The sequence below is a fragment of the Pontibacillus sp. ABV4_188 genome, assembly GCF_056311905.1.
The window spans coordinates 2,297,051-2,319,056 of sequence record NZ_CM149975.1; the positions used below are offsets into that span (position 1 = coordinate 2,297,051).

Sequence of the window (22,006 nt, forward strand, 5' to 3'; positions counted from 1 at the left end):
ATTAAACCAGATGGATATGGGAGTAAAATCTATAACATTTGATTAATCGTGTAAACCTTGACAGAACTTGACTCATTAAATCAAATTGCCTAAGCTAATAATTATACATGATTTTGATAAGAAGGGCCCCTTAGTGAGGGTTCATCATACCATAATAAGGATTTACAGATTGGAGTCTTTTCTATGCACCCGAAATGGCTGGGAGCTTTTATCATCCTTACTTTTCTTCTCTCTTCTTGCTCATCGGTTCAAAAGTCAGATGAACCGATTTCCATTCAAAATTTCTCCTACCATGTAACAAACGAGAGTGAGGAAAAAATTACATTTACTATCAATTTAGAAATAAGAAATGATACCCAAAACGAACGCTTTGTCAGCCTCATGTATCCAAGTTACATTACTCGTAACAAAGAAGGGACACAGCCACCTCTAAGTATTGAAGCTGAACAAGTAACTTATCTAACACGAAGTATAACGGTAAATAAGTCAGGTGAATTGACGGGTAAAACCATTCAACAAATTGTCGAGAAAGAGATCCCATTGCTTGATGGGATTACGATTGGTAAACGATACGAATTACCATCTTCCTCGAAATAGAGGCTCTCGTTGAAGAGAGCCTCTTTTATTCAATATTGGTATTTACTTGATTGAGTGGAAGAACCTTTTGGATATAGATATACACAAAGGAGAATAACAATGACTCCTGAGACACAAAGGGTCGCAAGCGCTACAGAACTTTGGATGGTAACAATTTCTGCTGACATTCCTATAACAATTGTCGCAAATATTGTAAGAAGTGCTTCGACCCAACCGTATACACTGGAGATTCTCCCAATCATAGGCGTTGGAACCGACTGCTGAACATATGTGTTAAATCCAGTTTGCACCCAGGCCATAAAGAAGGAAAGGAGAAAGAATCCTGCTGCAGCTTGAATGAAGATCGTCGAGAATCCATAGGTTACATACCCGCAAGCTACAAGAATTGCCCCACCCCATACTAATAAACGGTTTCCCAAACGTTCAGCAAGGACGATCATAGCCAAAGAACCGCAAATATACCCCGTGCCCGCTATACTTACCAAAAATCCATAATCCATATCGGATAAAGATAATACATTTTTCGAAAATGCCGCTTCTAAAGAATCAATAGCAGTAGCTCCAATCATTACTAAACCAACTAAAGAATAAGTCAATACAATTTGTCTGGAGGTTTTCGTAAAATGCCAGACGGCTTTCAAGTCAGTCAGAAGTAAGTGTAACGAATTATTCACTGATCCCTCTATTTCAGGCTTACATACGCTCATTTTAGGGAGCTTTAAAACGATAAGAGCAGATAAAATAAAGGATAACCCGTTTAATAAAATGGCAACATTTAAACTGCTAATCATAAATAATAAACCTGCAATGGCAGGCCCTAGTACAAATCCACCTGAATCCAACAGACTTCTCCAAGCGTTAAAACGTTTTCTTTTCTCTGCCGGAACAAGTTTTGTCATATAAGATAAAGTAGTGGTCTCACTTATAGAACTTGCCATATAAATGAGAAGAACAAGCCCATAGATCAGTGTTAGGTTCGTTGTTATGGAGAGGAAGAGGACAAACACCCCTCTAACTAGGTCTAACTTTAGCATTGTATTTCGCTGATCAATACGATCAACAAAACTACCTGCCCATACATTAGTCACAATCATGGCAGCAGGTCTTAATAAATATAAGATCGTGACAGCGAAAGGGGATCCCGTCTTATTCAATACCATTAAATTTAAAGCGATAAGGAAAACCCATTCACCAATCGCAGTAATACCAAGTGCCGCTAGCAAAAATACTGAAGCAGACCAGCGTTTGTCTTTCTTCATTCGACTCATTCAATTCCCTCCCCCAGTAAAATTAGTTGTGATTTAGGAAGAATGAATCTGCATTAATTTCAACATAAAAACCCACCCCCAAGATTTGTTCATCTTGGGGGCGGGTTTATTTCCGCGGTGCCACCCCAGTTCGTTACTATGTCGCCATACTAACCTTCTCAGGTACGGCATGATTGCTTATACCCTAGCTCTGTAACAGGAGCTCCTGGCACATGATCCCACAACTTGTTCCCATGCGCAGCTCAGAGGCTTGTTTCAATCAGACGCTTCTACCCCCTTTCACCAAACGAGAGCTCTCTGAAAGAAACGGTATGATCTACTCTTCTCTTCATAGCTTATATTATAATTCCCACAATATTACCAGAACAATACAAATCTGTAAACTCCTAACTTTTAACGCTCTAACAGAGTGAAGAGTGCCAGACACCCTTTACTCTGGTAAAGTGTATCAAATTTAATCTTGTTGTTTCTTTAAAGCTTCTTGAAGAGATACGTTTTTTAGCTTTCTTCTAGAGAAGAAAAGCGAGACGTAATACGTGAGTAGAATGATAATAAGACTGATCAGAATCATTAACCAGTTCAATTGAACAGGCATTGCAAACCCTGTTTGTTCAACTATTGAATTCATAAGCTGATCAATACTTAGAATTCCAATAGGAACAGATAAAAGGAAGCCTAGAAGTACGATTGGCGTATAAACGTTCAAAATTAGTCTAGAAATTTCTTGGTCTTTGTACCCCATAACCTTAAACAGAGAAATAGAAGGGGAATTCTCTTCTACGATTAGATTCGTAATAAGTGTTAAGACAATAACTCCAATTAAAAAGGCGAAAGCTGCTATTCCAAAGACAGAATAACGTGTTAAGGAAGACGTTGATTCGAAGTTCTCTATAATATCTTGCTTATTCTCTATAAATAGCACGTCTTCTGAGTAACTTGGCTTATCTTCGGTCCATTTAGCTGTATACACCCCTTCTGGATAGCCAAGAAATTCATTGACTTCACTTCGCTCACTATAAATAGAAAAACCGATATAAACCTTTGCTATGCCCATAACTTCTTTCTCTATCGTATTATTGTTATACGCATTTTCAAGAGTAATCGTATCCCCTTTTGAAAGACCTAGCGCACTTGCAAAGGGTTCGCTTAGTACCACACCATTTTTAAGTGTTGAATGAAGTAGTTTCCCATCTTCATTTTGGAGCTGAATGTGCTCAGTTTCAGGTTCTATCCCGTAAATCATAGACTGTTGCTCAATTTCCTTGGCTTTTTCTCCATTTATTTCGGTAATATCTGCTTCAGCTACCGTAAAAGGACTTTCGCCTTGAGCTGCTTCTTCTTGTTGAAGGGTTTTGAAATGAGCTGCGTAATTATATGTCATGATATCTCTATAGGTTGAGTCCACAATTCCATCCATTCCTTTGTACATCGTAGCTCCAAAGATTAATAGAATACTTGAAAACATAACTCCTAAAAGGATGCAAACAGCCCTTGCTTTACTTCTCGCTAACAGTCGTATACGAAATCGCGAAATAAAACTCCCTTTGTTAATAATAGGAAACTGTTCTAATAATGACTTCTTCCCTTTTGATGTATCCTTCGGCCGTAATAAATCGAGGGGAGACTGTTGCAACGGTTTCTTGATAACAAAATAGGTCATGCTGAGTAAAATGATATTTGGTACGAAGAAACCAATTACAAGTACTCTAAGATCCCAATCAAAGTATGAAATGCTAGGTAAGTTGAAGTAATTGGAATATAAATTGGTTATGGGAATCGATAAACCCGCACCAGCTATTACGCCTAAAACAGACCCAACGAGCCCAATAATAGTCGCATACATCATATAATGCTTTGTCAGTTCATTGTTCCGATAGCCTAACGCTTTCATGGTTCCAATTTCTTTTCGTTGCATTTCTAACCTTCGTTTCATAATCATAAGAACCATAAAAACAGACAACGCTAATATAAATAGCGGCAATGTTGTAATCATCGTCTCCGAACTTTCAATCTCTGATTCTACAAATTGAATTCTAGGATTCTCTTCCTGATTCATCCATTTCAACAAAGAATAGTTTTCTGTAATAGCGGATTTAAATACATCCCTTTCCTCTTCTGAAGCCCCGTCCCCTAAAATTTGAGCAACGGTTTGATCAGCAATAGATTGAAGAGTATATTCAGTCGTCATTCCAATTCCAAACGTATTCGGGTCACTTAGGAGGTCACTTTCACGTTCAAGAACATAAATATAATCCGGAAGATAAACAAGCCCTGTTACCTTTAATGTTCGGCCCTTTACATCGATTTCATCTCCAACAGTAATATTATGAGCTTTAGCGAACACGGGAGATAGAGCAATCTCGCCTGCTTTTTCAGGCAGGTGCCCTTCCGAGGCATAAGGAATGTTGATCTCATTTGTATTTGAGAATAGCCTAAGGGTTGTTTCATTTCCCTTAAAAGGAATATCTCCGTATAGTCGTTCTTCTAAAGATAAACTATAATTCTTTTCCCAATCTTCAAGTTGATCTGAAGACACTTCATTAGCTAAAATCATGTGAAAATCTTCCTGCTTGTATTCTTCTTTAAATTGTTCGTTACGGTTATCCAAAGTCGATATTCCCATTGACATGGACACATACAGCATAATAGATAATAGTAAAAGAATGATTACACCGAAATACTGAAATTTCTTCTCCTTCAATTGACGAAGTATACTTTTTCTAAGGATCATACCCATTTCACCTTCTCTGGATCAATCGGTTCTTTATTATAATAGTGCTCTATAATTTCACCGCTTTTCATTTTAACTACCTTATGAGCCATCTCTCCAATCCCGTTGTTGTGAGTTATAATACAAACCGTTGTACCATATGTCTCATTTACGTATTTTAAAAGACTAAGGATTTTCTTCCCTGTTTCCTCATCTAAAGCGCCAGTTGGTTCATCACAAAGGAGTACATGAGGGTTTTTTATAAGTGCTCGCGCGATGGCAACACGCTGTTGCTCTCCCCCACTTAATTGGTATGGGAATTTATCCTTTTTGTCCCACATCCCTACTCTTCCTAAAGTATCTTTCATATTTAAAGGGTTTTGACTTAACTCTCTCCCTACCTCTACGTTTTCTTCAACTGTTAAAGTTGGCATGAGGTTATACTGTTGAAAGATAAAGCCAAGGGAGTTCCTTCGGTATTCTGTAAGTTCCTTATCCTTCATTTTAGTCAAATCATGGTCATGAACCGTAATTTCTCCTTCGTCATGACGGTCAATGCCTCCAATTACATTGAGTAACGTAGACTTACCAGAACCTGATGGACCAAGAATAGCCACGATTTGTTTGTCAGGAATTTCGATTGATGCATTCTTTAACGCATGAACGTTTACTTCACCACTTTGATAAATCCTGTTCACATTTGATAGCACGATACTCATACGCTCATCTCCATTTTAAAATTTGAAATATATACACTAAATCATTTCATTTCTATTCCTTTTCATCTTACCTCAGTATATGTCAGAAGACAATAATTTTTGAACTAAATTAATCATTTCAATTCAAAACACTTTCCTCTTTAGCTATGTAAAGCAAAGGAGCGTGCCAGACACCCTTTACTTAGTTAAAGGGTGTCTGGCACGCTTTCTTACTGTGAAGCAATAAAAAAACAAACTAGCGTTGGTAGCTAGTTTGTTTCATGGTCAGATCGGTTTTCTTTTTTGAAATCGTCTAAAAAGTCCTTTTGAAAGCTTGTTGTGGGGGTGGCCTTTGGTTTGGCTTTTAATTTCTTAAATGGATTCGTACCATATTTATCAGTGAGTTCTCCTATTGCAGAATACAATTTTTCGTTTTTCGCTTCGCTCTCATATGTGAATAAGTCAAGCTGCAGGGTCGCATCTTGTTTTTCACTAAGGTCTTGCGCTGTAACGCCCATAAGTCTTATAGGATCACCGTTCCAATGATCTTCCCATAGCTTCATTGCATACTGATAGATCTCTTCCACTTTACTTATATATTCAGGTAATTGCTTGCTTCTCGTAATCGTCTTACGATCATGATACCGAATCATTAACTGGATGTTTCTTGAAACAACTTCTTTATTTTCCATCCTGTCTGCTACTTTTTGAGATAACTGTCGCAGTAGTTTCGTAATTTCATTATCATCCGTTGTGTCATGAGGCAATGTTTGAGAGTTTCCAATGCTTTTGAATTCACTCACTGCATCAGGATCAACCAATCGATCATCAATCCCATTGGCACGATTTTGAAGTCGTTCACCGTTAATCCCAAGTTTCCCTTTTAAAGCATAAACATCAGCTTTAGCAAGATCTTCAATTATTTGGATATGACTAGCGTTTAATTTCTCAGCCGTTTTCTCTCCAACACCGTACATCTCTCGCACTGGCATTGGCCATAATTTAGTAGGAATATCACGTTTTCTGAGGACAGTAATTCCCATTGGCTTCTTCATATCTGAAGCCATCTTAGCTAAGAACTTGTTAGGTGCAATCCCTATTGAACAAGGAAGTTCAAGCTGTTCCATAACCGTATCTTGAATCCATTTTGCAATCTCTAGAGGGGTGCCCTGATCAGCGCAATCCGTTATATCCATATATCCTTCGTCAATCGAAACAGGTTGTACAAGGGATGTAACTTGGGAAAGTATCGAAAACATTTCCCTTGAAGCTTTACGATAGCGTTCAAAATTGGGTCGCATGACAATCATATTTGGACAAAGTCGTCTCGCTTGCCACAAGGGCATCGTCGTCTTTACACCTTTATCCCGGGCTTCATAACTTGCTGTTACAACGATCCCCTTTCGTTCCTCAGGATTCCCCGCAATCGCAAGAGGTTTCCCTTTTAATTCTGGATTATAGGCCATCTCTACAGACGCGTAAAAACTATTCATATCTACATGAAAAATGACTCTTCCGCTCTTTGGATACCACTTTGACATAATCAGAACACCTCCTCTCTAACGAACATTCGTTCTACAATTATTGTAACATATATCCCTCTACTACGCTCTACTGCCACACTACTCTTTAATACAGTAAAGAACAAACGCGTGCCAGACACCCTTTACCTCAGTAAAGGGTGTCTGGCACGCGTTAGCTTGGTAGAGCAATTTAGCGGAAAAAAACCCTTCCAACTAGAGGGAGATTGGTTCTTCTCTCTACAGGTTGGAAGGATTTTCTTCCCCTTCGTTTGAGCAAGCAGCTTGGTTTTCTTTATTTATACAAGAACCTAGCGAGTTCGCGGTTCTTGCGGCTGCTCGATTGTAAATCATATCAAACTTACTTTTCGCAAGTCTTCGTTTTGCAATGGATTCAAAAGGATTTTGCAAGACCTTTAAATATGATTCCAGTTGCTCTCTCTCTTCTTGAGTTAATCGGACTTTCATAACAAACCTCTTTCCGTGGAGTAGTATTTATGGTTCCTTTGTTGCCGCAATTTCATCGGAAGAGTCTTTCTTACGGTACACATGCGGGCTTCGATCCTCTTCTGAACAGGCTAATTTTTGTTCATAATCAATACAAGCATTTTCAAGAGATTCTTTTTGATACTTTTGAATGTACGATAACCCAGCATAACCTGCTAATAACGACGTCACAATAATAGATAGCTGATTTTCTGTACCCGTCAATGTCACAGTACTCTTTGCAATAATACCAGCGCCAACCCCAATAATTAGATCTCCTATTACTCCTAGCTCAAATAAGATTGGATCGGTATTCTTATTATCTCCGTACCGAATTCCTACTAAGAATAACAAGAAACTAATACAAGCATTCACAATCGTAACAATCAGCATAAGCGCCTTGATCAACCCACGATGGGAGGAACGGCTCCACTCCTCAAACCCCTTGAACTTGAAATCAATGCTAACAATCGGAAGTAAAATGCAAGCATTCCTCTTATAATGACCAATTAAAGCACCCACTAAGCTTACTAAAATCGCCAACTTAAAGATGTCCCAAAGCTCGACTAGTGAATAAACCTGATCCATATCATCACCCTTCTCTATAGTGTTAACCTAATAATACTATTATTGTTAGAATTTTCAATCATTTTTGGAACAATTGAATCTATAGCATTATAGGTTGTCATATTTCAATAGGTCAAAAGACTATTTTAAATACGAACACATGTACCTTTAGACATGGTCTTTTTACCTCCTTTAGATATATCCACCTATTTTATTGAGACACTAAAAAGGAGAGCACCTCGGCAATGCTTCCCCATCTCCTGCTATTTCAACAGCTTCACCAGATGTAATAGGTTATCCCTAGCCTATATACGGTGACCAAAGAAATTAAAATGATACCTGAACCAACACACATCGTGGTTTTATTATTTTCATGCCAGCCTGTGATTATGGTTCGAATGCCCATCAAAAAGAATATGCCTGAAAAAGCTGTTTTCGATTTAAATTCTGTAAATATATAATCATCGTACCGTCTTTCACCTTTAACGACATACGCTCCATGATCTTGATAGAGAAACACAATAAAACAAATCGTCTGCAAGGTTGTTATGATAGGAAAAAGGATTCCTCTGGTGGCTCCCTTTTCCTGCAAATAGTTATGTACATAAGATTGAATCTTATTAGAACGAAAGTATGTAATACTCGAGATTACCACTAATAACGGCGCCCCGTACCTCAAAGCATTGCTCAACGAGATGTTTTTTAGAGCCCAAATCATGAGTCCTAAACCGACAAAATAAAGAGCAATAAGAAGATAATGAGGACAATTAATTTTCTCTTGATCCACAGCCAACGCTCACCCCTAGGCCAATTTTATCCATAAATTAGGTAGAAACGCAATAAAAAGTGCCCAGACTCTTCAAAGCCTGGGCGTTGGTCTGCCTATTTATATATGATGTGAATCGAAGACAAGATATCTTTAACCATTTTTGTAGAAGTCCTTCACCTACATTTTTGTAGCTCACATCATTTGTTCCGATGCAACACTATTCACCTTTACGTTCCAGTGAACGAAGAACAGCTGTTAATAGAATAGCTCCTACTACCATGACCGCACCGACCCACGGAGTGTGCTTAAGGCCGATTGAGTCTACAACTAACCCACCAACGAAAGAACCGATCGCAATACCAACGTTAAAAGCTGCAATGTTTAATGCTGACGCCACGTTAACTGCAGATGGTACATACTTTTCAGCTAGGTTTACGACTAGAATTTGTAATGCAGGAACGTTCATGAATGCAAAGAGACCCATGAAGAAAATCGTGATTAAACCAAGTACTTTAAATGGCGCAGTAACTGCTAAGATGAATAAAATAATAGCCTGGAATATGAACATCCAAAATAGTGCTTTAAGTGGATTTTTGTTAGATGCTTTCCCACCAATTGTGTTACCTATTGCAACCGCAAGGCCATAAAGAACTAGGATCATACTTACCCAGTTTGCACTGAATCCAGTAATATCTTCTAATATTGGAGATAGATACGTGAACGCAACGAACGTACCTCCATATCCTAAACCTGTAATAACAAAAGCTAATATTAATTTACCATTTGTTAAGATCTTAAGCTGTTCACTAAATTTCGCCGGTGGTGCTTCTTTAAGGTCTTTAGGAACTAATATGGCACTAGATAGAACGCCAATGAGTCCAAGTAACGCTACCCCCCAGAATGTTGCTCTCCAACCAAAGGCTTGTCCAATAAATGTCCCAAGCGGAACACCTGTTACTGTCGCAACTGTCAGCCCTGTGAACATGAAGGCAATCGCACTAGCCCGCTTATGTTGCGGAACTAAATCGGCAGCAATTGTTGCCCCAATAGAGAAGAATATTCCGTGTGAGAAAGCTGTAATAAAACGAGCTATAAATAAGACTGTAAAACTCGTTGATAACGCTGCTACTGAATTACCAACTATAAACAAAACCATTAAAGACATGAGAAGCGTTTTTCGATTCATGTTCGACGTTAATGCGGTAAGAACCGGTGCACCAATAGATACACCAATAGCATAACCAGAAATCAATAAGCCTGCCAACGTAATCGATATTGATAAATCATCAGCAATCGATGAGAGAAGTCCTACTGGAACAAATTCTGTTGTTCCAATACCAAAAGCACTAATCGCTAGCGCTAAGAGCGCCAGAGTGCCTCCTTTATTTTGAGTTTGATTTGCAGATTGTGTGTTAGAACTCATGAAAGAGATCCTCCTTTAAAATGTTTTTCAACTAAAAGGTAAGGCGCCATTACCTTTTTTAATGTGTACATCACATTATGCAATGTACACTTTCATTAAGGAAGTACGTACTTTAAAGTATGGTAGGTACTAAAAAGTACCTGTAGTTGTTTCATAACTAGAGGTTTGCCTATTGGCTTACCTCTTTTGCAACAATTGTTATTATGCCGTGTAGGGGTAAAAGAAAAAAGTACGTACTTTCTTGTAGCATAGGTACTTCGAAGTAACAATTTAGAGCTGCCAAGGGGTGTAAGAGGTAATTTTTTTGGAACAAAAAAAAGACCACCTGTATGGTGGTCCTTTTTAATCGTTATTGCATTTGTTGTTGATTTGTTTGAGCATAGCTTTGTAGCATCTGGTTCATATCTTGTGGAGCTAATTGAGGGACTTGATAGTACCCGTGCTTGTTTTGGTATAGGAAGATTTCATAAGACATTTCGATTAAGTTCGGTACGCTGTCTGCAATAACACGTCTAAGCACTGGATTGGTCATTTCTAAAGCCGTCATGGAGAACAACGTGGCAAGTGATTTTGTCTGACCTAACATGTATGCGGATAACCCTTTATCTGATAGTTCTTGTACAGATTGATTTGGTTTTTTGGGCTGTCCAGGTTTTAATCCGTATACAGTTGTATGATCTTCTTCCATTTTATACACCTGCGTTGAAACCGAGGGCTTATTCCCCGTATTGAAGCTCTCAACGATTGTATTATACATGGTCTCGATAAACGTGTATTGCCGATTTAGAATATCCTTTAACCTCTGATCTTGAATATGCTGCTCATACATTTGGTATTGATCCATTAAACTAATAACAGAAGCTATTACTTCATGCGCGTCAAATAGTTCATGGCCTCCATGATTTGTAGATGGAGCCATTGTTTTTCCGCTATTATTTGGATTTGGCTGTTGTTGCTGTTGCATGAAACCCCTCCTGTAAATTGAATCAATTGTTAGTGTGCGCTTATAATAGAGTTCTATGTACAAATAGAGGGCGTAAATTCCCGTGAAATAGAGCAACTAAACCAGATACCTAACATGTCCAAACGTCACAATATGAAAAACATTTTATTTCCAGACAAAAAAAGACTTCCATCCTTAAGGACAGAAGTCTTTTGCATTAATTATTAGCCGTTTCTTGTACGATCGCTGCTACAAGTTCAGCTGTTTTCTCCAATTCATCAAGAGGCATACGTTCATTCGTCGTATGAATCTCTTCGTACCCTACGCAAAGGTTGACCGTAGGAATTCCGTGTCCTGCAATAATATTCGCATCACTGCCTCCGCCGCTAGTTAGAAGTTCCGTAGGACGTCCAATTGCTTTCGCTGCACGACGAGCAACCTCTACAACTTCTTCTCCTTCACTATGCTTAAAACCTGGGTACATGACTTCTGTTTCGATATCAACACTTCCACCCATTTCAGCTGCAGTTTCTTCAAGTGCTTTCTTCATCTTCTCTACTTGTGCTTCCATTTTTTCAGGCACAAGAGAACGTGCTTCTGCTAAGATCTCAACGTGGTCGCACACAATATTTGTCTTCTGACCACCCTCAAAACGTCCAATGTTAGCAGTTGTTTCTTCATCGATTCGACCTAAAGGCATTTTGGAAACAGCACGTGCTGCAAGTGTAATGGCAGAGATTCCTTTTTCAGGCGCAACTCCTGCGTGAGCTGTTTTCCCCTTCACGACGGCGTTCAGCTTCGCTTGTGTAGGTGCAGCCACTACAATATTACCGACTTTCCCATCACTATCAAGAGCGTAACCGTATTTCGCAGTTAAATGCTCAGGCTTTAGCGCTTTAGCTCCAACTAGACCAGATTCTTCTCCGACTGTGATAATAAATTGAATATCTCCATGTGCTACTTCATTTTCCTTAAGAGTTTTGATCGCTTCAAAAATGGCAGCTAGGCCTGTTTTATCATCCGCGCCAAGAATCGTGGTCCCGTCAGTAACAACATACCCATCTTTAATAGTTGGTTTTACGCCGTTGCCTGGAACGACTGTATCCATATGGGAAGTGAAATAAATAGTGTCAACGCCTTCTTTATTTCCTTTAAGCGTACAAATTAAGTTTCCTGCTCCATGACCCGTTACTTCTTTCGCATTATCTTCAACCACTTCGACACCAAGGTCTGTAAACTTGGTTTTTAATACTTCGTTTATTTTCGCTTCGTCTCCGGTTTCAGAGTCGATTTGTACCAATTCCAGAAATTCTTCAATCAAACGATCACGATTCACTGTAAGCATGTTTGTTGCCTCCTTCAATTATGTAAAAAAGAGATGACTCTCTATTAGTACGTTAGCGAAAGCCATCTCAAGTGTCAAACGATGTTTATTATAATGGAATATTTCCGTGCTTTTTCTTCGGACGATCTTCTTGTTTATTCTTTAGCATATCAAGAGCTTGGATAAGTGAGATTCGAGTTTCTCTTGGATCAATAACATCATCCACCATACCTAGTCCAGCTGCAACATAAGGATTTGCAAACTTTTCCCGGTATTCATTGATTTTAGCTTGCCGTGTTTCTTCAGGATTCTCGCTTCCTTTAATCTCTTTAGCAAATATAATATTCGCCGCTCCCTCTGGCCCCATGACGGCTATTTCAGCATTTGGCCATGCATAGACGAGATCAGCACCAATTGATTTACTATTTAATGCAACATACGCACCACCATATGCTTTCCGGGTAATGACCGTGATTTTAGGAACTGTTGCCTCTGAATAGGCATATAAAATTTTGGCGCCGTGTCTAATAATGCCCCCGTGTTCTTGTTTGACACCAGGGAAAAATCCAGTCACATCCTCAAAGGTAATGAGAGGGATATTAAACGAATCACAAAAACGTATGAATCTTGAGGCCTTATCAGACGAATCGATATCAAGTCCGCCAGCCATGACTTTTGGCTGGTTACACACAAGACCCACCGTTTTTCCTTTTATACGAGCAAACCCAACAACGATATTCTTGGCAAAGTCAGGATGAATTTCAAAGAAAGAGTCCTCATCCACCACTTCATTGAGTATGGTTCGGACGTCATATGGCCTTATTGGATCAAACGGTATTAAATCCGTTAAATTAGAACGATAGTGATTCTCGTCATCCATTTCGATTTGGCGTGTCTTCTCATTATTATTAGCAGGAAGGTAATCAATTAAGGATCGAACTTGATCTAACGCTTCTTCTTCAGTCTTTGCCTTTAAGTGCGCGTTCCCACTTTTACTATTATGTACATGCGCACCACCAAGGTCCTCAGAAGAGATTTGCTCGCCTGTTACGGTCTCAATTACTTTAGGCCCTGTAATAAACATTTGCGAGGTTTCTTCTACCATAATAACGAAATCTGTAATAGCAGGAGAGTACACAGCTCCTCCTGCACAAGGGCCCATTATAACGGATATTTGAGGAATGACACCAGAATAGATCGAGTTTCTGTAAAAAACTTGACCATAACCATCAAGAGAGGTGACTCCTTCTTGTATACGAGCTCCGCCTGAATCATTTAAGCCGATGAAAGGAACGCCATTCTTTACAGCTAAATCCATAGCCGCTGCTATTTTCTTAGCATGCATTTCTCCTAATGCGCCTCCAAAAACGGTAAAATCTTGAGCAAATAAATACACATCATTTCCTTTAATCTTACCAAACCCTGTTACAACGCCTTCCCCAGGAGCATCTTTCCCTCCCATGCCAAAGTCGGTCCCTCGATGTTCAATAAAAGGATTCAACTCTACAAAGCTTCCTTCATCGAGTAAGTAATCAATACGCTCACGAGCTGTCATTTTACCTTTATCGCGTTGCTTTTGGATTCGTTCGTCTCCCCCTCCCATCTCAACAGAACGTCGCTTATCATACAATTCATTGATCTTATCATAGATATCCATTACGACTTTTCACCTCCGTGTTGACATAACTCATATAAAACACCATGAGATGCTTTAGGGTGCAGAAACGCTACATCTGCATTATGGGCTCCTTTTTTTGGTTCTTCATTTAATAAAGGCACACCGTCTTCTTTATAATTCTTCAAACGGTCTTTAATATCTGAAACTTCAAAAGCAATATGATGAATCCCTTCTCCTTTCTTCTCAATAAACTTGTAGATAGGAGATTCTTCATTAAGAGGCTCTAATAGTTCGATCTGCGTTTCCCCAATTGGCAAAAACGCCACCTTTACTCCCTCGCTTTGCACTTCTTCCACATGTTTCAAAGATAGACCTAACGTATCTGTGTAAAAAGGAAGCGCTTGTTCAATATGATGAACCGCGATTCCTATATGAGCAATTTTCTCAGGAGGCTTCACACTTTCTGACTTGTCGGGATACACAAGGCGCCTAATGTACTTCGCTACCTCATCTGTTGAACTTCCAGGCGTAAAGATCTTCTTAATACCTTTCTCCTCTAAATATGGAATATCTTCAGGAGGAATAACCCCCCCTCCAAAGACAGGGATATCGGAGGCATTATATTTCTTTAGTGTTTCGACAATTTTAGGAAAAAGTGACCTGTGGGCTCCTGATAAAGAAGATAATCCGACAATATCCACATCTTCTTGTATGGCGGCCTGAGCTATTTGGTCAGGTGACTGACGCAACCCCGTATATATAACTTCCATGCCATGGTCTCGTAATGCTTGAGATATGACGAGTGCACCACGATCATGGCCATCAAGTCCAGGTTTTGCAATAAGTACGCGAATTTTTCGATTCATAACCTTTTCCCCCTATCGAGTTTAGCGTGCAATATACTCTCCAAATTCCCTTCGCAATGTATGGCAGATCTCACCTACAGTAGCATAGGCTTTCACCGCCTCTAAGATATGTGGCATTAGATTATCCGTTTGATCTTGAGTGGCTTCTTTAATTCGATTGAGCGCTTGTTCAACTCCTGCCTGATCTCGATTGTTTCGGATACTTCCTGTTTTCTGGACTTGCGCCTTTTCTAATGCTTCATCAACACGTAACAATTCTGGATTCACTTCTTCGTCAATTTTAAACTGATTCATACCAACGATGACTTCATCTCCGCTCTCAATTTTCTTCTGCGTTTCATAAGCCGCATGGTGGATCTCTCGCTGCATATATCCTTCTTCAACCGCTTGAACGGCGCCCCCCATGTCTTTAATTTGGTCTAAGTACTGATTGACTTGTTCTTCAATTTTGTCAGTCAGTTCCTCTACATAATAAGAGCCAGCTAGCGGATCCACTGTATCTGCAACGCCGCTTTCATTCGCTATAATCTGTTGTGTTCTTAGCGCAATCCGGGCAGACTCTTCGGTCGGTAAGGCCAACGCTTCATCACGTGAGTTTGTATGTAGACTCTGCGTTCCTCCCATAACCGCAGAAAGAGCTTGTAAGGCCACACGAACAATATTGTTATCAGGCTGTTGGGCTGTAAGGGTAGACCCTCCTGTTTGGGTATGGAACCTGAGCTTCCAGCTTTTTGGATCTTCTGCTTTATAGTGCTCTTTCATAATCTTTGCCCACACACGACGAGCAGCTCTGAACTTTGCTGCTTCTTCAAAAAATTGATTGTGTGCGTTAAAGAAGAATGCAAGACGTGGAGCAAATTGGTCAACTTTTAAACCTGATTCAATCGCAGCATCTACATACGCTAATCCATTTGCAATCGTAAAGGCCACCTCTTGTACAGCAGTCGAACCCGCTTCCCGAATGTGGTATCCAGATATACTAATTGTATTAAATTTAGGCAGATACTCCTGGCAATAACCAAAGATATCTGTAATGATACGCATGGATGGTTTCGGCGGAAAAATATATGTACCTCTGGCAATGTACTCTTTTAGGATATCGTTTTGGATCGTGCCTGTTAATTTCTCCTTAGGAACACCTTGCTTTTCACCCACAGCAATATACATACACAATAAAACTGATGCTGGTGCATTAATAGTCATGGATGTACTTACTTTATCAAGTGGAATTTGGTCAAATAGCGTTTCCATATCAGCCAAGCTATCAATGGCCACCCCTACTTTTCCCACTTCTCCTTCTGCCATCGGATCATCAGAGTCATACCCAATTTGCGTCGGCAGATCAAATGCTACTGATAAACCTGTTTGACCTTGGTCTAGTAAGTATCGAAATCGCTCATTCGTTTCCTGAGCAGAGCCAAAACCTGCGTACTGACGCATTGTCCAGAAACGACTTCTATACATCGTTGGTTGAATCCCTCGGGTGTATGGATATTGCCCGGGAAACCCTATATTTTCGACATACTTTTCATTTATTTCACCGCTGTACAAACGGTCGATTCCAATGTGGGAACTTGTTTCAAACAAATCCTTACGCTCCGGAAATCGTTCAATAGCCTTTTTGGTCTGCTCTTCCCACTTTTTCTTATGTTCATTATAAGTAGAACCCATACGAACGCCCTCCTTTTATCAAAATATTGTCATTTTGAATACTATTCGATAAATATCAAGAAAACCCTTTCAATTTTTCGACAATTTAATTGTACCATGAATAAAGGTGGAAAATGAATGGTTACTCATTATCTTTCTTAATATCTGCCTAGCCTCTAGGCTCACATTGTTTATATTATTTGTTCCATATAAGCCCGCTTATATGGAACACTTGAAGCTGAGACACTTTTGTCTAGATAGGTCCGTTACGTTTGTCGGGTGCTTAGGGTGTCTGGGGAACGACTCGCTTTCCGCGGGCGAGCTGTCGAGCCTCCTCGGGAAACCCACCCTGCGGGGTCTCGTCGACCTCTTTCTCGAGCAGGAGTCTCGCCGTTCCCCAGACACCCCTGCTATAGTTTTACTAACGGCCCACATCTAAAGGGGGGGTTAGACTTGCGAGGCATCCCCATATGGCATGTTTCCTTCACACCATATATGGCAGAGGTGGTTCGGGAAATTGCGAGACTCCTGCGGCAGTAGGAGCCTAGGGGAGACCCCGGAGGGAGCGAATGCGACCGAGGAGGCTCCCCAGCTCGCCGCGGAAAGCGAGTGATTTCCCGAACCACCTCCCTCTCTACCAACGGAAACGGAAACATTATCTTAGCTTCAAGTCCTCAACAATCCTGGCCTATTTTTGAACAAACTGGTTTAATAAAAACCTTAAACTTTAACAAAGCCTTCCTCAGCAGAAGAGAAAGCAACAAAAGTGTATGAAAAGGAGGCTTGTTCATTTTCAGAATTCGGGTTAAAATGGGACTAGTATCGGGGACGAAGGAGGTCAATCCTATGGCATCTAAAACTACACAAAAGAAACAATCAGAAGCAACACAACAACGTAAACCATCAAAACGTGAAAAGCGTCAAAAATTTGTTGTGTACCTAATGATTGTAACGATGTTATTAACATCACTACTTGCTGGAGCGGGTATGTTCTTATAATGAATAGATCAACAAAAAGCATTTGGCTATTGAAGCCAAATGCTTTTCTTTTTCTTCTTATACTTTTATATTGCAGATCGCTTCTTGGACTTCTGTAGTAGGTGGTAAACATGAAAAGTTTTCACAAATATAGGCTGTGGAACGATTATTGATTTTTTTATAATCTTTGGTAAAAGGAGCAAGGCTTAAGAGTTTTTCTACAGAATCGGCCACGAGATAGGTCAATTCAGGGTAAAAATCTTCTTGTAGAGAACGAAACAGTTCTTCCATCCCAGCATCCGCTTCACTGCTAAGGACCACCACTTCTTTAGCTTTACTTTGCATAAGCAAATACGTCTGCAAGAAATAGGCATGTCCATCTGAATACTTCTCTAAGTCCTCTGAGAAGGCAGTTAACGTATGATTGACTATATCTTCTTTCGTAGCGTCACCCGTTAACCGTGCCAGTCGTAAAAGTTGTAAGGAGGCCACACTATTTCCAGAAGGCACCGCTCCATCGGCTGCTTCTTTTGGTCGTGTGATAAGCTGTTCATGATCATTTCCATACAGATAGAAACCGCTCTGATCTTCATCTAAAAATAAAGCTATCATTTGCTCACTTAACTCATCTGCCTTTTGTAAATAAGTAAGATCTAAACTTGCTTCATACATTTCAATATAAGCCCATAATAAATACGCATAATCATCAATTAACCCTAAATGTTTTACTTCCCCATCTCTATAACGCACCATAAGACGGTCCTCTTTAAAAAGGTTTTGTTCTACAAAAAGAAGGGATTGCTTCGCTTCTTCAAAATAGTCTTTATTTCCAAACACTCTAGAAGCTTTTGCAAGAGCGGTGATCATCATTCCATTCCATGAGGTGATAACCTTATCATCTTTAAATGGACGAACCCTCTTCTCTCTTACTTTAAATAACTTCTTCCTAGCTACTTTAAGGGACTCTTTAAGGCTGCATTCTTCTAAGCCATTTCGTAATGCATAAGACTTGAGGTCAGATGGAATTAAATTTGGAATACTTCTTCCTTCAAAATTCCCCTGGTCCTTAATGTCATATACGTCACAAAACAAATCACCTAAAGGTTGTCCAAGAATTTCTTTCACTTCTTCTGGTGTCCAAACGTAAAACTTCCCTTCAACACCTTCTGAATCCGCATCTTCAGCAGAGTAAAAGCCTCCTTCTGGGTGCTTTAATTCGCGAAGAACATATGAGATCACTTCTTCTGCCACTTCCTTAAAACGTTCTTCTTTAGTTACTTGGTAGGCTTCCGTATAAGCAATCGTAAGGAGAGCTTGGTCATAAAGCATTTTCTCAAAATGCGGTACCAAAAATTTCTCATCAACACTATAGCGTGCAAATCCGTATCCGATATGGTCATAGATCCCTCCCGTCGCCAGTCCGTCTAAGGTTTTCTTGACCATGTTAAGAGCCTCTTCTTCTCCGGAATAACGATAATAACGCAACAAATACATCAACGTATGCGGTCTTGGAAATTTTGGAGCCCCACCAAAACCTCCATATGTTTCATTAAAGCTTTTTTGGAATGAATCATAAGTTTGATGAAGAATATCTGGTGATAGATCTACGGCATTTGTCATAGTAAATGCCTGTTTTAAAGCATTCTGAACATTTTTCTCAATGTTCTTCACTTTGTCAGGTTGCTCTTTAAAGTTGTGATAGAGCTGCAAGATTACATCACGAAACCCTGGCATTCCATAACGGCTTTCTTTTGGAAAATATGTACCTGAATAAAAGGGGATCTGATCAGGGGTGAGGAATACGTTAAGTGGCCAGCCTCCCATCCCGTTCATCATATGACAAACAGTCATGTAGATTGAATCAAGATCTGGTCGCTCTTCCCGGTCCACTTTTATCGATACAAACCGTTCGTTCAAAAGCGTCGCTATCTTCTCATCTTCAAAGGATTCTCGTTCCATTACGTGACACCAATGACAGGTTGAATACCCAATGCTTAGAAAGATCGGTTTCCCTTCTTCTTTTGATTTCTGAAAAGCTTCTTCTCCCCATGGATACCAATCAACTGGGTTGTATGCGTGCTGAAGCAAATATGGGGATTTCTCATGAATTAAACGATTGGGGTTATTATGTAGAGACTCTTTTGAATCCATTATTTTCTCACACCTCATTATTTTGGTTTATGCATGCCACTATAACATATCTTAAAGGAGATAAAGGTAGAATTTGTGGAGATTTGGATTGTTATTCCCCTCATAAAGCACCTTTTTATTGAAACACTAAGTAAGGAGTACCACGCATAAAGAGAGGATGTTTCGATGAAGAACAATCAATGGTGGTCCATGTTTAATACAAGAAAAAAGCCCATGTGGATGGGATTGTTTGGTAAGCGCAAGAGAAGTCGCGGTCCAATGGTTATGTCCGTTTTAGGTGTGATGGCTACAATGGTTAGCGCCGCCTTTTATGGTATTGCTCGCGGTCGCCAGGATGAAGACAGGAATCAGAATGAACCAATGAGTAAATATTCCGGCAAAATTCAGGAGTATATGAAGCGCGCAGACTCTCGTCCAACAGGAGCCGCATTTGCGGAATTTGCCGATGAGATTATGCCCGAAGCCAATCAAAAGTCAAAAGAAAATAATTAAATAAGGTAGACGGCTCACATGAGTCGTCCACCTTTACTATAGAACATCATTTATCACAATAGAAAGCTTATAATCAACTTGCTCACTTAGAGCAGTCAAAAAGGTATCTAAGGCATCATTAGATGGAAAGCGGCATTCAAGTAAATAACACCCTTCCCCGCTAATTTTAAAATTACTATATATGTAAGATTCATAACGCTCTAATATGGAAAAGTATGGATTATGATACGCCCCTCTCGTATATATATTCACAAAAGCATGAACAGGATACCCCAATCGATCATGGTTTACACGTGCGCTATACCCTTCAATAACACCTGCCTCCTCCAACTTTACCACTCTCGTTGAAACGGCCTGACCTGTAAGGTGAACTTTTTCACCTAACTCTCTCATCGTCAAACGCCCATTTTGTTGAAGTTCATTCAGTATATGTAGATCTGTTTGATCAAACAATTATGTCATTCCTTTCATTATTCAAGCTATATCCCCTATAGACTTGATTTCATCTATGTAGTTATTATGCTTTCTATATTATCCTAAATGTACATCACTATTAAAGGAGGATATTCAAATGAAGATCCATCACATTCGTAACGCAACGATAATTCTTGAATACGGTGGCAAAAACGTTTTAATTGACCCATTCTTTGCTGACAAGGGTTCTATGCCACCTTTTCCTAACACGCCTAATCAGGAGTTATCTAACCCACTTGTCCCTTTACCAGGTTCTGCAGGTAATTATACAGATGTAGATGCGGTATTTGTAACGCACCTTCATCCTGATCATTTTGATGATAAAGCAAAAGAATTACTACCACTGAACCTAAAAATTTATGCACAAAACGAAGAAGATGTAGAAGCCATCAAACAAGAAGGGTTTACAAACGTTCACTCGTTTGAAGATGGTATTGAGCTTGGAGAAGTGACCGTTCACAAAACAAAGGGGCAGCATGGAAGAGGAGAAATTACCAACATGACGGGAAAAGTATCAGGTATGGTCTTCTCCCATAAAAATGAAAACACTCTATACGTAGCCGGTGATACTGTTTGGTGCCAAGAAGTGGAAGAAGCTATTCTTACACACTCTCCTGAATTGATCATTGTGAACGGTGGGGCAGCTCAGTTCCTTGAAGGTGGACCCATTACAATGACAGAAGAGGATATCCATAAGACCCAACAAGCTGCACCTGAATCAAAAATTATTGTTGTTCATATGGAAACACTAAATCACTGTTTACTAACTAGAGACGACCTACAATCCTACCTAGAGGAGAACGATTTAAAAGAAAAAGTTACGATTCCAAGCGACGGTGAAACACTTACTTATTAACAACCAAAAGACTGTTACAATAGTTAAACTCAACCATTGTAACAGTCTTTTGGTTTTAATTAGTTCAGTCTTTTCTTCATCACAAGATCAGTCGTTTCATATCCCATTTTCTTATACAGCCCAAGGGCTGTTTTATTATGAGCGAAAACATGAAGTCCAATTTGACTAATCTCCATCGATTCAGCATACGCCTCAAGTGCTTTCATAGCTGCCGTGCCATACCCTTTGCCTTGTTGTTCTTGATATAGCTTTATATCATAAATAAAGATGTGGGTCTCTTCAAGACGATGTTGATGATGAAGCCAGATGATCCCCACCTCATCTCTCTCTTCATTTACAATCGTAAACAAAACATGTTCCTTCGTATTAAGACCATGGGGTAAAAGGCTCTCGAACTGCTCTTGTGCGTTAATGAGAGCTTCTGACTCTGTCCAATTCCCGGCTTTAACATGTTCCATTGCGTATTCATGTACTGATTCTAAATAATAATTCTCGAACGTTTCTTGTTTCATCGGTATAAAACGGACTTTCATATGATCCCCCTTTCAGCTCACCTCTGTATACCATATGTATGTTACTGCTAATCGTATACTCGAGTATGAAGAATAGGCAAGCA

20 protein-coding genes and 1 other annotated feature are annotated in these 22,006 nt (G+C 39.6%); of the genes, 4 read left to right on the plus strand and 16 right to left on the minus strand.

All coding sequences use genetic code 11. The features are described from left to right. The first annotated feature begins 183 nt into the window (after nucleotides 1-183). Nucleotides 184-597, plus strand: a complete 414-nt coding sequence (locus ACYX4O_RS11790) for a hypothetical protein (RefSeq protein ID WP_476351112.1) — start codon at nucleotides 184-186, stop codon at nucleotides 595-597. A gap of 29 nt (nucleotides 598-626) precedes the next feature. Here the strand turns inward: ACYX4O_RS11790 and ACYX4O_RS11795 are convergent, their stop codons facing one another. From ACYX4O_RS11795 to ACYX4O_RS11855, 13 genes are all read right to left on the minus strand, one after another. Next, a complete protein-coding gene (locus tag ACYX4O_RS11795) occupies nucleotides 627-1,865 on the minus strand; it encodes an MFS transporter (protein WP_476351114.1) in 1,239 nt (412 codons plus the stop codon). A gap of 93 nt (nucleotides 1,866-1,958) precedes the next feature. Further along, nucleotides 1,959-2,206 (minus strand) — a binding site (T-box leader). Nucleotides 2,207-2,319: 113 nt separating this feature from the next. Continuing rightward, nucleotides 2,320-4,596 carry an ABC transporter permease gene (locus ACYX4O_RS11800; protein ID WP_476351116.1) on the minus strand — a complete coding sequence of 759 codons (2,277 nt, stop codon included), beginning with the start codon at nucleotides 4,594-4,596 and terminating at the stop codon, nucleotides 2,320-2,322. Then, nucleotides 4,593-5,294, minus strand: a complete 702-nt coding sequence (locus ACYX4O_RS11805) for an ABC transporter ATP-binding protein (RefSeq protein ID WP_476351118.1) — start codon at nucleotides 5,292-5,294, stop codon at nucleotides 4,593-4,595. Before ACYX4O_RS11805 ends, ACYX4O_RS11800 begins: the two co-directional genes overlap by 4 nt. A 248-nt stretch (nucleotides 5,295-5,542) precedes the next feature. Next, nucleotides 5,543-6,814, minus strand: a complete 1,272-nt coding sequence (locus ACYX4O_RS11810) for a DNA polymerase IV (protein ID WP_476351120.1) — start codon at nucleotides 6,812-6,814, stop codon at nucleotides 5,543-5,545. Nucleotides 6,815-7,033: 219 nt separating this feature from the next. Then, nucleotides 7,034-7,261 carry a hypothetical protein gene (locus tag ACYX4O_RS11815; protein WP_476351122.1) on the minus strand — a complete coding sequence of 76 codons (228 nt, stop codon included), beginning with the start codon at nucleotides 7,259-7,261 and terminating at the stop codon, nucleotides 7,034-7,036. Nucleotides 7,262-7,288: 27 nt separating this feature from the next. Beyond that, entirely contained in the window at nucleotides 7,289-7,867 is a 579-nt protein-coding gene (locus tag ACYX4O_RS11820) for a hypothetical protein (RefSeq protein ID WP_476351124.1), read from the minus strand. 256 nt (nucleotides 7,868-8,123) lie between these two features. Beyond that, nucleotides 8,124-8,633 (minus strand): hypothetical protein, encoded by a 510-nt coding sequence (locus tag ACYX4O_RS11825; protein WP_476351126.1) that lies wholly within the window; start codon nucleotides 8,631-8,633, stop codon nucleotides 8,124-8,126. 199 nt (nucleotides 8,634-8,832) lie between these two features. Next, nucleotides 8,833-10,038 carry an MFS transporter gene (locus ACYX4O_RS11830; protein WP_476351128.1) on the minus strand — a complete coding sequence of 402 codons (1,206 nt, stop codon included), beginning with the start codon at nucleotides 10,036-10,038 and terminating at the stop codon, nucleotides 8,833-8,835. A gap of 349 nt (nucleotides 10,039-10,387) precedes the next feature. Then, entirely contained in the window at nucleotides 10,388-11,002 is a 615-nt protein-coding gene (locus ACYX4O_RS11835) for a spore coat protein (RefSeq protein ID WP_476351130.1), read from the minus strand. A gap of 196 nt (nucleotides 11,003-11,198) precedes the next feature. Next, complete coding sequence (locus tag ACYX4O_RS11840) at nucleotides 11,199-12,326, minus strand: M20/M25/M40 family metallo-hydrolase (RefSeq protein WP_476351132.1); 1,128 nt, start codon at nucleotides 12,324-12,326, stop codon at nucleotides 11,199-11,201. Nucleotides 12,327-12,414: 88 nt separating this feature from the next. Continuing rightward, nucleotides 12,415-13,962, minus strand: coding sequence for an acyl-CoA carboxylase subunit beta (locus ACYX4O_RS11845; protein ID WP_476351134.1), 1,548 nt, complete (start codon nucleotides 13,960-13,962; stop codon nucleotides 12,415-12,417). Beyond that, nucleotides 13,962-14,789, minus strand: a complete 828-nt coding sequence (gene mce / locus ACYX4O_RS11850; protein ID WP_476351136.1) for a methylmalonyl-CoA epimerase — start codon at nucleotides 14,787-14,789, stop codon at nucleotides 13,962-13,964. The genes ACYX4O_RS11845 and mce overlap by 1 nt, the downstream gene beginning before the upstream one ends. Before the next feature lie 21 nt (nucleotides 14,790-14,810). Beyond that, the gene (locus ACYX4O_RS11855; protein ID WP_476351138.1) at nucleotides 14,811-16,460 is read right to left on the minus strand and encodes an acyl-CoA mutase large subunit family protein; all 1,650 of its coding nucleotides are present in this window, start codon (nucleotides 16,458-16,460) and stop codon (nucleotides 14,811-14,813) included. Nucleotides 16,461-17,285: 825 nt separating this feature from the next. On the opposite strand from ACYX4O_RS11855, the gene prli42 reads away from it, so the two are divergent. Then, the gene (gene prli42 / locus ACYX4O_RS11860) at nucleotides 17,286-17,438 is read left to right on the plus strand and encodes a stressosome-associated protein Prli42 (protein ID WP_188655359.1); all 153 of its coding nucleotides are present in this window, start codon (nucleotides 17,286-17,288) and stop codon (nucleotides 17,436-17,438) included. A 57-nt stretch (nucleotides 17,439-17,495) separates the two neighbouring features. Here prli42 and ACYX4O_RS11865 read toward each other — a convergent pair whose 3' ends face one another. Continuing rightward, nucleotides 17,496-19,568 carry a thioredoxin domain-containing protein gene (locus ACYX4O_RS11865; protein ID WP_476351140.1) on the minus strand — a complete coding sequence of 691 codons (2,073 nt, stop codon included), beginning with the start codon at nucleotides 19,566-19,568 and terminating at the stop codon, nucleotides 17,496-17,498. 165 nt (nucleotides 19,569-19,733) lie between these two features. On the opposite strand from ACYX4O_RS11865, the gene ACYX4O_RS11870 reads away from it, so the two are divergent. Continuing rightward, complete coding sequence (locus ACYX4O_RS11870) at nucleotides 19,734-20,060, plus strand: RNA-binding protein (protein WP_476351142.1); 327 nt, start codon at nucleotides 19,734-19,736, stop codon at nucleotides 20,058-20,060. 36 nt (nucleotides 20,061-20,096) lie between these two features. Here the strand turns inward: ACYX4O_RS11870 and ACYX4O_RS11875 are convergent, their stop codons facing one another. Further along, nucleotides 20,097-20,513 (minus strand): Lrp/AsnC family transcriptional regulator, encoded by a 417-nt coding sequence (locus ACYX4O_RS11875; RefSeq protein ID WP_476351144.1) that lies wholly within the window; start codon nucleotides 20,511-20,513, stop codon nucleotides 20,097-20,099. 118 nt (nucleotides 20,514-20,631) lie between these two features. On the opposite strand from ACYX4O_RS11875, the gene ACYX4O_RS11880 reads away from it, so the two are divergent. Next, the gene (locus ACYX4O_RS11880) at nucleotides 20,632-21,390 is read left to right on the plus strand and encodes an MBL fold metallo-hydrolase (RefSeq protein WP_476351146.1); all 759 of its coding nucleotides are present in this window, start codon (nucleotides 20,632-20,634) and stop codon (nucleotides 21,388-21,390) included. A 59-nt stretch (nucleotides 21,391-21,449) separates the two neighbouring features. Here the strand turns inward: ACYX4O_RS11880 and ACYX4O_RS11885 are convergent, their stop codons facing one another. Beyond that, nucleotides 21,450-21,902, minus strand: coding sequence for a GNAT family N-acetyltransferase (locus ACYX4O_RS11885; RefSeq protein ID WP_476351148.1), 453 nt, complete (start codon nucleotides 21,900-21,902; stop codon nucleotides 21,450-21,452). Between the last annotated feature and the right edge of the window lie 104 nt (nucleotides 21,903-22,006).

Excerpts from the sequence above, each read along its gene's own strand:
- ACYX4O_RS11835 (WP_476351130.1), bottom strand. The coding sequence starts at position 11,002 with ATGCAACAGCAACAACAGCCAAATCCAAATAATAGCGGAAAAACAATG.
- ACYX4O_RS11805 (WP_476351118.1), bottom strand. The coding sequence starts at position 5,294 with ATGAGTATCGTGCTATCAAATGTGAACAGGATTTATCAAAGTGGTGAA.
- ACYX4O_RS11840 (WP_476351132.1), bottom strand. The coding sequence starts at position 12,326 with ATGCTTACAGTGAATCGTGATCGTTTGATTGAAGAATTTCTGGAATTG.
- ACYX4O_RS11830 (WP_476351128.1), bottom strand. The coding sequence starts at position 10,038 with ATGAGTTCTAACACACAATCTGCAAATCAAACTCAAAATAAAGGAGGC.
- ACYX4O_RS11845 (WP_476351134.1), bottom strand. The coding sequence starts at position 13,962 with ATGGATATCTATGATAAGATCAATGAATTGTATGATAAGCGACGTTCT.
- ACYX4O_RS11885 (WP_476351148.1), bottom strand. The coding sequence starts at position 21,902 with ATGAAACAAGAAACGTTCGAGAATTATTATTTAGAATCAGTACATGAA.
- ACYX4O_RS11880 (WP_476351146.1), top strand. The coding sequence starts at position 20,632 with ATGAAGATCCATCACATTCGTAACGCAACGATAATTCTTGAATACGGT.
- ACYX4O_RS11865 (WP_476351140.1), bottom strand. The coding sequence starts at position 19,568 with ATGGATTCAAAAGAGTCTCTACATAATAACCCCAATCGTTTAATTCAT.
- mce (WP_476351136.1), bottom strand. The coding sequence starts at position 14,789 with ATGAATCGAAAAATTCGCGTACTTATTGCAAAACCTGGACTTGATGGC.
- ACYX4O_RS11790 (WP_476351112.1), top strand. The coding sequence starts at position 184 with ATGCACCCGAAATGGCTGGGAGCTTTTATCATCCTTACTTTTCTTCTC.
- prli42 (WP_188655359.1), top strand. The coding sequence starts at position 17,286 with ATGGCATCTAAAACTACACAAAAGAAACAATCAGAAGCAACACAACAA.
- ACYX4O_RS11795 (WP_476351114.1), bottom strand. The coding sequence starts at position 1,865 with ATGAGTCGAATGAAGAAAGACAAACGCTGGTCTGCTTCAGTATTTTTG.
- ACYX4O_RS11800 (WP_476351116.1), bottom strand. The coding sequence starts at position 4,596 with ATGATCCTTAGAAAAAGTATACTTCGTCAATTGAAGGAGAAGAAATTT.
- ACYX4O_RS11810 (WP_476351120.1), bottom strand. The coding sequence starts at position 6,814 with ATGTCAAAGTGGTATCCAAAGAGCGGAAGAGTCATTTTTCATGTAGAT.
- ACYX4O_RS11855 (WP_476351138.1), bottom strand. The coding sequence starts at position 16,460 with ATGGGTTCTACTTATAATGAACATAAGAAAAAGTGGGAAGAGCAGACC.
- ACYX4O_RS11815 (WP_476351122.1), bottom strand. The coding sequence starts at position 7,261 with ATGAAAGTCCGATTAACTCAAGAAGAGAGAGAGCAACTGGAATCATAT.
- ACYX4O_RS11870 (WP_476351142.1), top strand. The coding sequence starts at position 19,734 with ATGAAGAACAATCAATGGTGGTCCATGTTTAATACAAGAAAAAAGCCC.
- ACYX4O_RS11820 (WP_476351124.1), bottom strand. The coding sequence starts at position 7,867 with ATGGATCAGGTTTATTCACTAGTCGAGCTTTGGGACATCTTTAAGTTG.